At 55.9% G+C, this 14287-nt stretch carries 20 protein-coding genes and 1 tRNA gene; 11 read left to right on the forward strand and 10 right to left on the reverse strand.

Annotated features, from left to right (window positions below; all coding sequences use genetic code 11):
* Positions 1 to 42: 42 nt before the first annotated feature.
* Positions 43 to 261 (reverse strand): hypothetical protein, encoded by a 219-nt coding sequence (locus ACU4F7_RS08820; RefSeq protein WP_481638452.1) that lies wholly within the window; start codon positions 259 to 261, stop codon positions 43 to 45.
* A 160-nt stretch (positions 262 to 421) separates the two neighbouring features.
* On the opposite strand from ACU4F7_RS08820, the gene ACU4F7_RS08825 reads away from it, so the two are divergent.
* The 3 genes from ACU4F7_RS08825 to ACU4F7_RS08835 all read left to right on the forward strand — a co-directional run bounded on the left by ACU4F7_RS08825 (position 422) and on the right by ACU4F7_RS08835 (position 3346).
* Positions 422 to 495: transfer RNA gene (locus tag ACU4F7_RS08825), tRNA-Ser, on the forward strand.
* A gap of 193 nt (positions 496 to 688) precedes the next feature.
* The gene (locus tag ACU4F7_RS08830) at positions 689 to 3088 is read left to right on the forward strand and encodes a phosphoketolase family protein (protein WP_481638453.1); all 2400 of its coding nucleotides are present in this window, start codon (positions 689 to 691) and stop codon (positions 3086 to 3088) included.
* A 102-nt stretch (positions 3089 to 3190) separates the two neighbouring features.
* Positions 3191 to 3346 (forward strand): hypothetical protein, encoded by a 156-nt coding sequence (locus ACU4F7_RS08835; RefSeq protein WP_167541496.1) that lies wholly within the window; start codon positions 3191 to 3193, stop codon positions 3344 to 3346.
* Between the two features lie 205 nt (positions 3347 to 3551).
* Here ACU4F7_RS08835 and ACU4F7_RS08840 read toward each other — a convergent pair whose 3' ends face one another.
* Positions 3552 to 3731, reverse strand: a complete 180-nt coding sequence (locus tag ACU4F7_RS08840) for a con-10 family general stress protein (protein ID WP_024558012.1) — start codon at positions 3729 to 3731, stop codon at positions 3552 to 3554.
* Between the two features lie 336 nt (positions 3732 to 4067).
* The gene (locus tag ACU4F7_RS08845) at positions 4068 to 4316 is read right to left on the reverse strand and encodes a glycine zipper domain-containing protein (protein ID WP_024558013.1); all 249 of its coding nucleotides are present in this window, start codon (positions 4314 to 4316) and stop codon (positions 4068 to 4070) included.
* Between the two features lie 184 nt (positions 4317 to 4500).
* Here ACU4F7_RS08845 and ACU4F7_RS08850 point away from each other — a divergent pair, with 184 nt between their 5' ends.
* Positions 4501 to 4698 (forward strand): hypothetical protein, encoded by a 198-nt coding sequence (locus tag ACU4F7_RS08850; RefSeq protein ID WP_029592563.1) that lies wholly within the window; start codon positions 4501 to 4503, stop codon positions 4696 to 4698.
* A 195-nt stretch (positions 4699 to 4893) separates the two neighbouring features.
* Positions 4894 to 5502, forward strand: a complete 609-nt coding sequence (locus tag ACU4F7_RS08855) for a hypothetical protein (RefSeq protein WP_481638454.1) — start codon at positions 4894 to 4896, stop codon at positions 5500 to 5502.
* Positions 5503 to 5560: 58 nt separating this feature from the next.
* Here the strand turns inward: ACU4F7_RS08855 and ACU4F7_RS08860 are convergent, their stop codons facing one another.
* Together ACU4F7_RS08860 and ACU4F7_RS08865 are read right to left on the reverse strand one after the other, a co-directional pair.
* Positions 5561 to 5899 carry a cupin domain-containing protein gene (locus ACU4F7_RS08860; protein WP_029592567.1) on the reverse strand — a complete coding sequence of 113 codons (339 nt, stop codon included), beginning with the start codon at positions 5897 to 5899 and terminating at the stop codon, positions 5561 to 5563.
* Positions 5900 to 6044: 145 nt separating this feature from the next.
* Positions 6045 to 6755, reverse strand: coding sequence for a MerR family transcriptional regulator (locus ACU4F7_RS08865; RefSeq protein ID WP_481638455.1), 711 nt, complete (start codon positions 6753 to 6755; stop codon positions 6045 to 6047).
* Positions 6756 to 7508: 753 nt separating this feature from the next.
* On the opposite strand from ACU4F7_RS08865, the gene ACU4F7_RS08870 reads away from it, so the two are divergent.
* Both ACU4F7_RS08870 and ACU4F7_RS08875 read left to right on the forward strand, forming a co-directional pair.
* The gene (locus ACU4F7_RS08870) at positions 7509 to 7919 is read left to right on the forward strand and encodes an ASCH domain-containing protein (RefSeq protein ID WP_481638456.1); all 411 of its coding nucleotides are present in this window, start codon (positions 7509 to 7511) and stop codon (positions 7917 to 7919) included.
* 37 nt (positions 7920 to 7956) lie between these two features.
* Positions 7957 to 8163, forward strand: coding sequence for a hypothetical protein (locus ACU4F7_RS08875; RefSeq protein WP_029592571.1), 207 nt, complete (start codon positions 7957 to 7959; stop codon positions 8161 to 8163).
* A 441-nt stretch (positions 8164 to 8604) separates the two neighbouring features.
* Here the strand turns inward: ACU4F7_RS08875 and ACU4F7_RS08880 are convergent, their stop codons facing one another.
* On the reverse strand, positions 8605 to 8844 hold the full coding sequence (locus tag ACU4F7_RS08880; protein WP_024551786.1) for a DinI family protein: 240 nt from the start codon (positions 8842 to 8844) through the stop codon (positions 8605 to 8607).
* 197 nt (positions 8845 to 9041) lie between these two features.
* Between ACU4F7_RS08880 and ACU4F7_RS08885 the strand changes: the two genes are divergently transcribed.
* Positions 9042 to 9578 (forward strand): hypothetical protein, encoded by a 537-nt coding sequence (locus tag ACU4F7_RS08885; protein ID WP_029592573.1) that lies wholly within the window; start codon positions 9042 to 9044, stop codon positions 9576 to 9578.
* A 269-nt stretch (positions 9579 to 9847) separates the two neighbouring features.
* Complete coding sequence (locus ACU4F7_RS08890; RefSeq protein ID WP_024558021.1) at positions 9848 to 10153, forward strand: hypothetical protein; 306 nt, start codon at positions 9848 to 9850, stop codon at positions 10151 to 10153.
* Here ACU4F7_RS08890 and ACU4F7_RS08895 read toward each other — a convergent pair.
* From ACU4F7_RS08895 to ACU4F7_RS08905, 3 genes are all read right to left on the reverse strand, one after another.
* Positions 10146 to 10724: a hypothetical protein gene (locus ACU4F7_RS08895; protein ID WP_029592574.1), complete on the reverse strand. Its 579-nt coding sequence runs from the start codon at positions 10722 to 10724 to the stop codon at positions 10146 to 10148. The two genes, ACU4F7_RS08890 and ACU4F7_RS08895, sit on opposite strands and share 8 nt — an antisense overlap.
* 76 nt (positions 10725 to 10800) lie before the next feature.
* Positions 10801 to 11148 (reverse strand): DUF488 domain-containing protein, encoded by a 348-nt coding sequence (locus ACU4F7_RS08900; RefSeq protein ID WP_481638457.1) that lies wholly within the window; start codon positions 11146 to 11148, stop codon positions 10801 to 10803.
* On the reverse strand, positions 11145 to 11267 hold the full coding sequence (locus tag ACU4F7_RS08905; RefSeq protein WP_481638458.1) for a hypothetical protein: 123 nt from the start codon (positions 11265 to 11267) through the stop codon (positions 11145 to 11147). The genes ACU4F7_RS08900 and ACU4F7_RS08905 overlap by 4 nt, the downstream gene beginning before the upstream one ends.
* 147 nt (positions 11268 to 11414) lie before the next feature.
* Here ACU4F7_RS08905 and ACU4F7_RS08910 point away from each other — a divergent pair, with 147 nt between their 5' ends.
* Positions 11415 to 12122: a CTP synthase C-terminal region-related (seleno)protein gene (locus ACU4F7_RS08910; protein ID WP_481638459.1), complete on the forward strand. Its 708-nt coding sequence runs from the start codon at positions 11415 to 11417 to the stop codon at positions 12120 to 12122.
* Between the two features lie 33 nt (positions 12123 to 12155).
* Here ACU4F7_RS08910 and ACU4F7_RS08915 read toward each other — a convergent pair whose 3' ends face one another.
* On the reverse strand, positions 12156 to 13340 hold the full coding sequence (locus ACU4F7_RS08915; protein WP_481638460.1) for a CynX/NimT family MFS transporter: 1185 nt from the start codon (positions 13338 to 13340) through the stop codon (positions 12156 to 12158).
* Between the two features lie 102 nt (positions 13341 to 13442).
* Here ACU4F7_RS08915 and ACU4F7_RS08920 point away from each other — a divergent pair, with 102 nt between their 5' ends.
* On the forward strand, positions 13443 to 14243 hold the full coding sequence (locus tag ACU4F7_RS08920) for an AraC family transcriptional regulator (protein ID WP_481638461.1): 801 nt from the start codon (positions 13443 to 13445) through the stop codon (positions 14241 to 14243).
* Positions 14244 to 14287 lie beyond the last annotated feature (44 nt).

The following is a 14287-nucleotide window of genomic DNA, read 5'->3' on the forward strand; positions in this document are numbered from 1 at the left end:
GATGAAAGGTAAAAATGGTTAAATAAATTAATATTCGACCCATTAATTTGGGTTAAGTGTTGAATATCTGGCGTAACCCTCTATGTTTAATTTGTCGGTTTTCCTCTCTTGTTTAGAGTTATTCCTGATATTGCCCGCCTGCTCAGGCGGGTTTTTTTTAGCTTTTTTTTCATGATGCGCAACTAATAAGCGCAAGCCTGTACATATAGAAATTATTTGTACAATTTCAGGGGGTTGTAAAACAAAATGCGTGGCAGTCATTTGCGCTTTGCTGTTTCTTAAGACATGCTTATTGATATGAACAAAACCTGTTCATTAACCAGCCCCTTCTGTTAACGCTATAACTACAGTGGCTTAGCTAATTATCCGCGCCATGATTAAATCGATTAATGGGGCTTAATCCAGACACAATAAACGTATTCCGCCGGTAGCTCACCAGGTAAGAGTAACTGTCAACTGAGCAGGGGGTACGAGGTTCGAGTCCTCGCCGGCGGACCCCTTTAACGACGCTTCGCCACGCAGGCAGACGCCCTTGCGCAGCAGCGTGCAAAAGAGAACGTTTTATCCGCCCCGTTGAATCGCCGCCATTTTTTCGCCAGTCCGCCATTCTTCTAGTAGGGTTAAAGCAGTATTCGATTGCGCAGGGGCGAGCGCCCCTCGTCTGCATAACCACTACCGGAGGGAAAGCATGACGCAACCATCTTCACCGTCAGCCGCTAATGAAGAACTGCAGTTGCTCGACCGTTACTGGCGCGCCGCCAATTATCTGTCCGTTGGGCAAATCTACCTGATGGATAACCCCCTGCTGCGCGAGCCGCTGCGTCCCGAGCACATCAAGCCCCGCCTGCTCGGCCACTGGGGCACTACGCCGGGGCTTAACTTTATCTATGCGCACCTCAACCGGGTCATTCGCCGCCGCTCTCTTGAGATGATTTACATCTGCGGACCCGGTCACGGCGGGCCGGGGATGGTGGCGAACACCTGGCTTGAAGGCAGCTACAGCGAGATCTACCCGGACATCAGCGAAGATGCCGCGGGCATGCAAAAGCTTTTTAAGCAGTTCTCCTTTCCCGGCGGCATTCCAAGCCATGCAGCCCCGGAAACCCCGGGCTCCATTAATGAAGGCGGCGAATTAGGCTATTCGCTTTCGCACGCCTTTGGCGCGGTATTTGACTATCCGGATCTGATTGCCGCCTGTGTTATCGGCGACGGCGAAGCCGAGACCGGGCCGCTGGCTTCAAGCTGGCACGGCATTAAGTTCCTCAATGCCGCGCGCGACGGCGCGGTGCTGCCCATTTTGCACCTTAACGGTTATAAAATCGCCAATCCCACCCTGCTCGGACGCGCCAGCGACGACGACCTGCGGCAACTCTTCAGCGGCTATGGCTACGAGCCGTTTTTCGTCAGCGGCAACGAGCCGGAAAAAATGCATCGGCAGATGGCGCAGACGCTGGACCAGGCGCTGGACAACATCCGCCGCTATCAGCAGCAGGCGCGCAGCGGCGGCGAGGCGCAGGCTATCCCACGCTGGCCGATGATCATTCTGCGCAGCCCTAAAGGCTGGACGGGACCGCAAACGGTCGATGGCAAAAAAGTGGAGGGTTTCTGGCGCGCGCATCAGGTGCCTGTCGCCTCCTGCCGGGAGAATGACGAACATCGCCAGATCCTGGAAACGTGGATGCGCAGCTATCACCCCGAAGATCTTTTTGACGAGCAGGGCAGGCTTAAGCCCGAGCTGCGGGCGCTGGCGCCAGAGGGCGATAAACGCATGGGCGCAACGCCTTATGCCAATGGCGGCAGGCTGCGGCGCGAATTGCAAACCCCGGCTATCAGCGATTATGCCGTCGAGGTGACGACCCGGGGCGAGCCGCAGGTTCAGTCTACCGAAGTGCTGGGCAGTTACCTGCGCGATATCTTCACGCGTAACCAGGATAACTTCCGCCTCTTCGGCCCGGATGAAACCGCCTCCAACCGCCTTAGCAACGTATTTGACGTGACCAACCGCACCTGGCAGGAGCCGGTTGAGCCTTACGACGAGCAACTGGCGCCGGATGGCCGCGTGATGGAAATTTTGAGCGAGCACCAGTGTCAGGGTTGGCTCGAAGGCTATTTGTTAACGGGCCGTCACGGCCTGTTTAACTGCTACGAAGCTTTTATCCATATTGTCGATTCGATGTTCAACCAGCACGCCAAATGGCTGAAGGTGACACGCAAGCTGCCGTGGCGCGAACCCGTCTCTTCCCTTAACTATCTGCTCTCCTCCCATGTCTGGCGACAGGACCATAACGGCTACAGCCATCAGGATCCGGGCTTTATGGATCATGTCGCGAATAAGAAAGCGGACATTGTGCGCATTTATCTGCCGCCTGACGCCAACACGCTGCTGTGGGTGGCGGACCACTGCCTGAAAACCTGGGACCGCATTAATGTCATCGTGGCCGGCAAGCAGCCTGAGCCGCAGTGGCTGACCATGGACGAGGCGGTGAAGCACTGCGAAGTGGGGCTTGGCGTTTGGCCCTGGGCGGGCAATGAGCAGCAAGGCAAAGCGCCGGACGTGGTGATGGCCTGCGCAGGCGATGTGCCGACCATGGAGACGCTGGCCGCCGTCGACTTGCTGCGCCACTATCTGCCGGACCTGAGCGTGCGGGTAGTTAACGTGGTGGATTTGATGGCGCTACAGACCCAGGAGCAGCATCCGCACGGCCTGAGTCAGCAAGCGTTTGATGAGATCTTTACCAAAGATAAACCGGTTATTTTCGCTTTCCATGGCTACCCGAGCCTTATCCACCGCCTGACTTACCTGCGCCATAACCATCGCAACTTCCACGTTCGCGGCTTTATGGAGGAAGGCACCACCACCACGCCTTTCGATATGACCGTGATGAACGAGCTCGACCGCTTCCATCTGGCCCAGGCGGCAATTCTGCGCGTTGACAAATTACAGGGGCAGGCGGATGAGATCCTGGATGAGTTGCAGGAGAAGATAGCCGCTCACCACCGTTATGTGCGGGAATATGGCGAAGACCTGCCGGAGGTGCGCGGCTGGAAGTGGCCTTCGCAGCAGGGCGGCGGCAACGCGCCAGAATAATTGCGCAAGCCAGGCTCTGCCTGGCTTTTTTACCAGGCCCCATTAGCGGGCAAAACGGGGTTCTCAGCTACACTTATTTCTCCAACATGCCAGGAGGTTTATATGGTCGACAAAGATTCCAATACGCATCGTAAAGAGGAAGGCGAGGCGAGCAAAGGCTTGCCCGAGGCGGCGCCGAAGGGAGGCAACGCTTATGAGGAAGACGACACGCTAAGCCATGACGACCACCGCAAGCCGCAGCGTACAGAGGACGAATAATCAGCGATAGCAACCGGCGCGGCGCGGCAACAATAGCTGCGCTTGCGTACGATGGCAAGCATCAAATTAAGTTATGGATGAGGCGGCGAGAAGAGGGGGGATCGAACAAGCAGGCGGCCATAACGTTAAAGCCTCTCCCTGGAGGTTTTATCCAGGAAGAGGCTTTATACACTTTCTTTCCCTGAAAGGTAGCTATTTAGCGCACTTAGTCAGACTTACGTCCGCCGCCATGGCTATTCTGTCCACCTTTCTTACCTGCTTCAGAGGCTTTTTCGCGGTCATTAGCGAAGTTACCGCCGCTGTGCTGACCACCTTTTTTACCTGCTTCAGAAGCTTTCTGACGATCTTCTGCGAAGTTACCAGAACCACCACGATGTTCGGCCATATAAACCTCCAGATTTTCTTTTCTTCCAGGAAAGTAAAAGTAGCGTTAAATGCTACTGCATCGTTGCTACACGATTAAATATAGAAGCTGATTGCGCTTAGGGAAGTAAGAATAATCTGCATCGGCCCTTTTCTTGTTTTTCTTTTAAAAACAAACGGATAACTATAAAGCTACAGGCTGTAGAATATATCTTTTTCACGCTTAAAAGCGACGTAAGAGAACGCGGCGCACATGAAAGGCGTCAGATAACAAAAACTTATGGATTGACAGAGGAGAAAGAAGCGCGATGACAGCGGGGCGGGAAAAGAAGCAGGGCCGCATAGCGGCCCTGAGAAATTATTTGCGTGCCAACAGGTAACCCAAGACAACGCCTGCGGCGGCTGCAATCGCCAGGCCGCTTAACGGATTAGACGTCACCTGATCGCGTACGGTGTCAGCCGCATCGCGCACGGCGTAACTTGCCTGGTTTGCATACCGGCGCGCAGCGCCTTTTGCTTCATCATGATGGCTGTTGGTTGCGCGCCCGTAAGCTTCCTGGGCCAGACCTGAAACTTCTTTCAATTTATCGTCGGCTTTACCAAACATCTTTCCCTCCTGAAACGTTACTCGGTAAGTTTTAAGTGTAGCAGAGGGACAGACGCAGCCCTGGAAACCAGGATTTATGAACCTTTTTAGATGGCTGGAACAGGAGTCGATCCGGCTCACGTCCCGGTCCTTGTACGTAGTTCTATACTGCCGATAAAAAGAACCTGCGCTAACGGAGGTAAGTATGGAAGAAGGATTTTATTGGGTGCTTTACGCCGGGACCAAGCTGGTAGCCTGGTACGCTGATGAAGAAACCCTGGATTATCTGACCGGGGAACGCATCAGGGGCGTCTGGCATTTTACGGGCGCTTCCGATTTTATTGCCACCCGCCAGGAAGCCACCGTGCTGAGCGGCCCGCTGATGCCGCCAGCAGACAGGTAAGCAAGCCGGTTGCTCCCGCATTGTCGCTACCGCTTAATGCTGAGTCTAAAAATGGCCGCGATACCATAATATTATTTGGCAAAAAGCGGCATTAAGCAGCAGCTTATTAACGTTACGCTCTTTATTACGCACTTATCGCGAACCTTTAAGTAATAATATCAGTACAATTAAGTATTTACTTAATTGTGAATGGTTATGGCATTTGTTTTAAAAAATATTCTCGCGTTTTTCGCCTCTGCTTTTCTTGTCGTTTTCACCATCAGCGCGTTGTATATTGATATCGCCTGGTTACAGGATGGGATTAAAGAAACGTCCGCCACTGAAATTGTGCAGGAGCTCATGCTGGCGGCCACGGTAATACTGTTTCTCCGTTATGGCGCCAGGCCAGGTGAAATCAGACAAGGCGCCGTACTGATTGCCGGTTTTTTTGGCTGTATGCTAATTCGCGAAATGGATTTTCTCTTTGACCAAATCCGGCACGGCGCATGGGTCTGGTTCGCGCTTCTCGCCGCGCTTCTGAGCATCGGTTACTGCGCCAGGAAGCCTGTTGATACGGCGCGCCAGCTGGCTCGCTTTATGCGCCATCCCGCCTACGGCATGATGTTTTCCGGCTTGCTCTGCATTCTGGTTTTTTCCCGTTTTTTCGGCATGCATTTTCTCTGGCAGCAGCTGATGCAGGAAGGGTATGACCGGTTGGTCAAAAATATGGTGGAAGAAGGCGTGGAATTTTTCGGCTATGCGCTTTGTCTCTCTTCCACCTGTTGGTATTTATACGCCCAGAAAAAGCAGCGCGCGACGCGGTAGGCGTGTTTTGCAAGCGCGTGGGCGAGAGGAAAATTTGCCGACGCGCCATCAGGCGCCGTTATGCAATATCAATACGATCGCCACGCGTCGTCGGATGGGAAATAACCACAAACTCTACTGCGTGTGGGCTGAGATTTTGCGCCTGATGCTTTGCCTGCGGCGGAATTTCAATGCCCTGATGCGCGCTAAGGGTATGCAGTTCTCCCTCCAGCTCCATGGTTAATTCACCGTTCAGCACAAGAAAAAATTGCCGCGACTGGCAATGATAATGGCGAACCTCTTTTGTCTCTGGCGGCATACGCTCGTGAATAATGCTCATATCCGACCGTTTGAGCAGATGCCAGCCGTCGCATTGTTCTCCCCAGTGATAATGCTCCGCCGTTGCTTTAGAAATCATCTTTCGCTCGCCACCTTTAAAAATTTGACGTTACGTTTTTTGCGCAGGCGCGTCCAGCAAACGGGCATTACAAGAAATGGCGGGTTGCAAAAAACGAAACCGCCCAAAGGCGGTTTTCATTCGATGTATCGCAATAACCCGTTTTTTACGCATGTACGGATTTATCGGGGCCGCAAAGCATAATGGGTTCGCCTTCTTCAAGACGTTGCTGAAAATAACGCTTCATCGTTTTGCTAATCCCGGCGCCGCACCACATAAAATGATGCTCATAACGACGGGTCGCGACAGCAGGCATGGCGCCCGGCTGAGGCGATATTTCAACCCGGAAGCCGAGCCCCGTCAGCCGGATGGCTTCCAGCCAGATTTCGTTTTCATCGTTGACGCTAATGGCCTCCAGAAAAAGCGGGGCCGCTTTTTGTCTGCCAATTGCCTTTATGTCGCGCAGCGCCTGCTGCATGATAACGCGTTGAAATAAGGCTTTTCTTAACGCGTTGCCGGGACAATGCTCTTCATGCAGCAGAACGTTGAGCGGTTTCAATAAATAATTTACGCAATCCTCGCTGCTGTAATCCCGCATCATTTGCCGTAAATATTTATCCAGCGCGACATCATCAGCACAGCTGAGTAACATCAGCAACTCTTCCTGCCGGTAGCTCCAGCCGCTGTGGTGATAACGGCGAGGGGCATAAATCAGATTATAAATTTCGCGTAAGGTATCGCCGCGAGAAGTCAGGACAAGGATATGGTTAATTCTGATGTACTGGCTCCAGCTATATCCGCGCTTAAGATCTTCTGCGCGCGTGATTAAACCTGCCCGCTTCCAGTTTTTAAGCGTAGTCGGCAATACGCCTGTCATGGCGCATACCGTTTCAGTATTGAAATATTTCATAGAGACCTTAGTCAGGAGGAATACAGGAAGTATTCCAGAACTCTTAGTCTGGCTGAGTTTGAGGTAATTAGATAGGCTAAAAGTCGGTTAATTTACGTTAGGTTGTTATTTGCCGTGTCGTACATGCAATTTTGCGAGCGTAATCTCTTAATTACCCAACTTAAATATCTTGCAACCGGTTACGGATAAATTTGTCAGGAAAGGTCAGTGTTTCTTACGGCTATGCGCTACGGCGAATTGCGTTTTATTAGACCGCTTATTCAGACGAAAGTGCGATTTACCGTTGCGCCTTAAATTTCTCCGGTGATTATTTATCCCTGTTATTAATAAGGGTAAAACAAGCGCGGCCGAATTCATTTTTTTAATGGTAACGCTACAGAACAACCTTTTAGAAAACAGATAAAAAAAAGCCCGCACAGATAACGAGGCGGGCCAGAAATACTGGAAGCAATGTGAGCAATGTCGTATCGAATACCTGAGTGAAACACTCAACTACTCGATACGCAAAATATAATCATTCTCATTTCCGTTGTAAACCTTTTTATGCCCCTATGTTTTTTGTGCCCTAACAGCGACCCGGTTAAGCCCCATGGACGCGCGGGTGACGTCGAGAGCCTGTACCCGATAGCTCACGCCCTTATATTTCGTAGGTGAATAATCAACCAGCCTGCGGTTTAATGGGGCGCTGTACGCTTTGTTCAGACAAAGGGAATGACAAGAATGATGACAGAGGACGCGCTGCGCCAGAAATACCCTCACGCTTTCTGGTGGTCGTTTGGCGACGGCGCCACCATGGCCGATGAGCTGGCAGCGCTGGTAATCTCAGGTAAGAAAAAAGCGACCTGCTGCTCGCTGGCTGCCTTTGAACGGGAGCAACTTCGTCCGTGGGTGGGGAGCTATCACATTGTGCTCAATGGCGCGCGGCAGCCGGCATGCGTAATTCGTACGGTCGCTATGCAGCTTATCCGCTTTTGCGATGTTACGGCTGAGCTGGCGCAACAGGAAGGCGAGGGCGATTTAAGCCTGCGTTACTGGCAGGATGCGCACCGGGCGTTCTTTGAGCGTGAAGGGACGTTTGCGCCTGCCATGGAGTTGGTTTTTGAAAGGTTTGCGCTTATCGAGACGTTGTAAGTTAATGCCTGGGGATTTCAGACTGCGGGAGAAAACGATGCTGGAAAACTATTACGGCGAGCGAGCCACCGATGAACAAAGAAAACGGCAGCTGGCTGTCGCGGCGGCGCTGGAGATCGCTAAAGCTTCGGTAGGCGCAGGAAACGGCATCTCCGGCGCGCGAACCGAATATGATTTGCAGTCGGTCGCCAAAGAGATAGCGCCACTGGCCGATGCCATTCAGGCTGCGCTTGAAAAGGCGTAACGCTTAGCCAACAACAGCTAAAAAAAACCCGGCCAGGCCGGGAGAATACACGGGGTCTTTTTTGTTTGTCTCTGGAGTATAGCGCCCGGCTGGTGATTGTCTGCCCACTATAAATGGCAGGCTGGCGTTACCACCAGCCGAGCCCCACGCCCGCCCAGGCGATAGCCGCCACCACAATCAAAATCAGCGTTGTCTTTCTCATTCTTCTGCGTCCTTGTTCTGTTTACCTAAAGGAGGCGCTTTTATGCCATTAAAGAACAAACACCTGCAACCCATAAGGGCAGGAATAGCCTTGCCGCGCACGTTTTTAGCCGCGCGATAAACAGATCAGCAGGGGAAACAGAAATCGCAGGAAGCGAATCAACAGAGGCAAACCGCAAAGGCGGGAACAAAGCGAGGCCCGCCCTGGATTATCAGCGAAGAGAAGCCGAAGCGCGCAGATTACTCGCTCACCAGCCACATATCCGCTTCCTCGAACATCTCTTCCAGCATGCGGTTGAGCTTTTCGCGGTCATTTTTGCTGGCGTCGGAGTTCAGGCCGTTAGTCTGCATCGGCTTTACGCGCACGTCTGCGTCAGGAAAAATGCGGTGAACGCGGCGGGTCAGCTCGTTCAGGATAATCTCCTGGGCGCCGGGCAGACCGGCAACGTTACGTTTGTCATAGACAAGTTCAACAAACATTAAGGGAACCTCTGGTACTGGGTTTATATACAGCGGGAATGCACTATAAACGCGCGCATCGCAAAGGTAAAGATGGGAATGCAACCTCTTTTTTAAAGCGCGCGCCGTCGCCTGTTTTTTTATTTCTTACTCTGCGCTTCGCCCTGGTGGCTATAAATAGAGAGAACGCTAATGTTTTGTCGTAAGGAGCGGTACCGATGAATATTGCTTGTCTGGGGTGGGGGTCGCTTATCTGGAAGCCGGGCCCGCTGCCGGTAGCGGGAGCGTGGCGGCAGGATGGACCGCTGTTGCCGGTGGAGTTCTCGCGCATGAGCGACGGCGGCGAACTGGCCACCGCTATCTGCCTGAATGCGCCGCGGGTGCCGGTTTTCTGGGCGCAGCTTGCGTTGAATTCTCAGGAGGAGGCCACGCTTGCGCTACGAGAAAGGGAGGGCATTCCGCCGGAGCGAAAAGATGGCACCGGTCTGCTGCTTATTCATCACGAAGCTACAGGAGAGCTTGCCAGCTGGGCGCGCGAGCGCAATATCGACGCGCTTATCTGGACGGCGCTGCCGCCGCGGGTGGGGCACAACGAAGGACAGATCCCGACGGCGGAACAGGCTGTCGCGTACCTTGACAGCCTGCAGGGCGAAGTGCGGGAGCACGCCCGCGCCTATATCGAGCAGGTTCCGGCGCAGCTTGAAACGCCATACCGGCGCGTCATCCGTGAGCGACTGGGCTGGGATAAAACCTGAAAGCTCAACGTTGCTTTCCGCGGCTTGCAAAAAAATGCCCCGCAGGGTGCGCGGGGCAACATTAACTCAATAAATTTGAGAATGGCGTCCTGTGGTTCAACGACAGAACCCGTTGAGCGTAAAACAGCATCCCCCTGCAAAAATGGAGAAATAGTGAATTTTATCGCCAGGCGATAAAAAAGTGCGGCCTGCGGCGCACGCATTATTTACAAGAGCCTTTAGGAATGTTCTGATCGTCGCGTTCTTTTTCTGTTCTTGTGAGTGAAGCAATGTTCCAGTTAAAACCGGGCTCGCTTGCCATGATTATTGGCGCGCGCACCGCCGCCGGGCGGGTGAATATCGGTAAATCCGTTGAGCTTTTTGCGCTGTGCCAGCCGGGCGAGCGCTTTATCAATCCCGTAAATGGCGTAACAACCCAGATGCCGCAACAGGGCGGGCGGGCGCTGTGGCTGGTGACAGGCGATGTGGTGGCGTTTGACCGGCAGCACGGCTTTGCCTTTGTGCGCGCCGAACATTTAATGCCGCTGGAGGGCGATTTTTCCCCGGCGAAAGAAGAGACGCTTTCCCTCAGCTAAGGCCGAGCAGCGTATCCAGCGCTGGCGTGCGCGCGTTCTGCCACCAGAGGTAGGCGCGATACCATTCGCTCTGGCTATCGGAAACCAGTTGCTCCACGCTCCAGCTGCGGTTCAGCACCGCATGCAGACTGACGCAGGAGCGCGCCATGCCATACAGCAGCCAGCCAGCGCCCAGCCCCACGCTCAGCAGCGCGAGCGGCGGCGTCAGCATGCGCGACTGCACCAGCAACATCGCCATAATGCCCACCTGAAGCGCGAGCCGCACGCCCAGCGCGCTGGCGAAAAACTGCCTGGCCCGGTCGGGGCTGAAAAAACAGGGGTTAGTCAGGCTGCGGCGAAACCGCGCCTGGCGGGATCCGTCCTGTGCGCTCTGGCTGCCCAGATATTCAAGCGGGATCAGCACCAGCCCTGATTCGGTGAGCTGGTGCAGACGTATCGAGACCGCCAGCGGAAAAATCAGTCCCATCGCCAGCAGGAAAAACAGCCCCGCTGAAACGCCATTCTGCAATAAATTCAGGCAGACGAGTCCGCCCAAGACCACCAGTCCGGTTTGCCACCAACGCGCCGCCATCTCTTTCTCCTCCATCGAACCTTTCTCAGTATGGCAGCGCCAGCCCGGCGTGAGGCTAATTCTTTTGTCGCAGCGACTAAGCCAGTTCGCGTAAAAAATCCGCCAGCACCTGGGCGTGATTTTGCGTTGTGTCCCGCGCGGCATAAAGCAATGTCAGCCTCTGCGTACGGGAGAGGGCGGCAAGCCGCCGGGCCGCCTCTGGCGACGCCTCAAGCTCGCGGCGATACGCTTCGCTGAAAGCGGAAAAATCGATGGCTTCGGCGTGGAACGCTTTGCGCAGTTCGTCGGAAGGGGCTATCGCTTTGCACCATTCGTCGCACTTCAGCGCCGCTTTCTTCACGCCCCGCGGCCAGAGGCGGTCTACCAGCACGCGGTAGCCGTCCTGCGGGTCCGGCGCTTCATACACTCGTTTTGTGGCGATCATTTCGCTTTTCCCCGCTGCCAGCGCGAACGCGTGTTGGGAACAACCGGTTTATCGAGACCGTGATAGCGGACGCGAAACCCCATCAGGCAGGCGCTTATCAGCATTGTCGTGTTCATCACGCCATGTTACTCCCCGCCATCGCCCGGGTACAAACGGCAATCTGCCTGATAACCCTGCTATTTTTTGGTGTTGTTAGCTTGCGCGCAGATCTGTATGCTGAGGTTCCTTATGTTGTGCATCACCGATCTCTGCATAAGGAACTCCTCATGGAAAGCTCTCCCCTGAAATCCACTCTGCGTATCGCTCTGGTTGGCGACTATAACCCCGACGTGCTGGCGCATCAGGCTATCCCGCTGGCGATAGACGACGCCGCCGCAGTGCTGGAGGTGAACGCCGACTACGACTGGCTCGCCACGCCGGATGTCGCAAGCCAGGAAGACCTGGTTGGCTATGACGCCATCTGGGTGGTGCCAGCAAGCCCTTATAAGAACGAAGAGGGGGCCTTTCACGCTATCCGCTACGCCCGCGAAAACAGCGTGCCGTTCCTTGGCACCTGCGGCGGTTTTCAGCACGCCATTATCGAGTACGCTCGCAACGTCATGGGCTGGGACGACGCCGCCCATGCGGAAACGCACAGCGAAGGGCGGCTGGTGATCGCGCCGCTAACCTGCTCGCTGGTGGAAAAAAACGACGCCATTGAGCTTCGCCCCAATACGCTCATCGCGAAAGCTTACGGCAGACTGGAAATAGAAGAGGGCTACCACTGTAACTACGGCATTGCGCCGCTGTTTGCCGGGGCGCTCGAACAGCAGTCGCTGAAGGTCACTGGCTGGGACAGCGAAGGGGAGATTCGCGCGGTTGAGCTGGTGACGCACCCATTCTTCGTCGCCACGCTGTTTCAGCATGAGCGCGCGGCGTTGGCCGGACGCCCCGCGCCGCTGGTGCAGGCCTTTTTACGCGCCGCCCAGCGTTAAGCCGGTAAAGCCAGGGGCGCGCCCCTGGCTCGGTTAGCCGACGTGAATCTCTCTGTCGCGTCCGGCTAACGCGCCGAAGGTCGCCATGATTATCGACAGCAGCGCGCAGAGGATAAGCGGCAGGCTCCAGCTTGCCAGTAAATCATGCAGTTTCCCCATAACCGGCGGGCCGCCCGCCGCCAGCAGATAGCCCACCGATTGCGCCATACCCGAAAGCGCTGCCGCCTGATGAGCAGAACTGGCGCGCAGGCCAATGAACGTCAGGCCCAGGATCATGGTCGCGCCGGAGCCAAACCCGAACAGCACAACCCACAGGCTGGCGTGACCCGGCGTTAACCACAGCCCCAGCGCGCTTACCGCGCAAAGCAGCGATACGCCAACGGCGAGGACTCGCTGATCTCGCAAACGCGAGAGGATAATCGGCACCGCGATACCGGGCGCCGCCGTCGCCAGCTGTAACACGCCGTGCAGCGAACCAGCCTGCGCCTCGCTGTAGCCCTGGCTAATCAGCATGCTGGGCAGCCACCCTATCACCACGTAATAAATAAGCGAGTTAAGGCCAAGAAAGAGCGTTACCTGCCAGGCGAGCGGCGAGCGCCAGAGCGCGCGCTGTTCACGCGGCGCCGGGCCGCGCACCGTCGAGGCGCTTTTTTGCCGCAGCTGCGGCAGCCACAGCAGCATCGCCAGCAGCGGAAAGACCATCAGCGCCAGTAACGCGCCGCGCCAGCCAAAACCGAGCGCGGCAACTGGCACCACCAGCGCCGAACCCAGCGCCGCCGCCGCGCCCATCGTCAGAGAATAGGCGCCGGTGAGGCGTGCCACCTGGCCTGGAAAATCGCGCTTGATCATGCCTGGCAGCAGGACGTTGCCGAGCGCAATGCCGCAGCCGATGACGGCGGTGCCAAGGAATAACCCGGCCGCGCCGCCCGTTGAGCGCAGCGCGATGCCGGCGCAAATCAGCAGCATCGCGCCAAATAAACTGCGCTCCATGCCAAAGCGGCGCGCCACGCCCGCCGCCAGCGGCGAAACCACGGCGAAGGCGAGCAGCGGCAGCGTGGTCAGCACGCCCGTGCTGGCGGTAGAGAGCGTAAACGTGTCGCGAATGGCGTCCAGCAGCGGCGCCGCGCCGGTAAACGTCACGCGAAGCGTGGTGGCGAGAGTCAAAATGCCCGCCAGCAAAAGCAGGGCGCGGGGACGGGCAAGCGTCGTGGAAGTCATCAGGCTTTCTCAGCAAAAAAACGTGATGCAGAGCATAGCGCTTCTTCGCCTGAATGGAATCAAGCTAAAATGCCAGAAAATCGCTAAATTCGGACAACTGCAATGGAACAGGGATTAGCACTCGAGGGGTATAACCCGGACCTCCACCACGACCCGGCGGTGGCGTTTCGCATACGCGTGGGCGAAAGCGAGCAAGAGATCCCCTTTCACCAGCACCGCAAAGGGCAGCTTATCCTGGCGCTGCACGGCGGCATCGCCTGCGAAGTGGAGCAGGGCGTCTGGATGGTGCCGCCGCAGTACGCGGTTTGGCTGCCCGGCGGCCTTGCCCACAGCAACCGGGCTACGGCGCAGGCCCGGCTCTGCTTTTTGTTTATCGAACCGGGCGCGGTTAAGCTGCCTGAAACCTGCTGCACCCTGAAAGTCTCCCCGCTGGTGCGCGAGCTTATCCTGACGCTCGCAGAGCGTCGTAAAGCACCGTGCGATACCGGGGAGACCGCGCGGTTGGTGCAGGTGCTATTCGATGAGCTTCCCCGCCAGCCGGTTGAGCAACTCCAGTTGCCGGTTTCCCGACACCCTAAAATTCGCGTCATGGTCGAAGCGCTGGCGGCGCGGCCGGACGACCGGCGCACGCTTGCCGCCTGGGCGGCGCAGTTCGCCATGAGCGAGCGTAATCTGGCCCGTCTGGTGGTGAAAGAGACCGGGTTAAACTTTCGCCGCTGGCGCCAGCAACTGCAGCTCATCGTCGCGCTGCGGTTGCTGATTAATGGTCAACAGGTCACTCAGGTGGCGCAGGCGTTGGGCTATGACTCCACCACCGCGTTTATCACGATGTTTAAAAAAGCGCTGGGCCAGACGCCGGGGCGTTACCTGCGCGACACGCAGACGCCGTCCTCTTCTTCATAAAAAACGGCTGCCTGCCGGGTAAATTTTCTCCGGCTGGCAGTGGG

It is taken from the genome of Franconibacter pulveris (assembly GCF_056780215.1).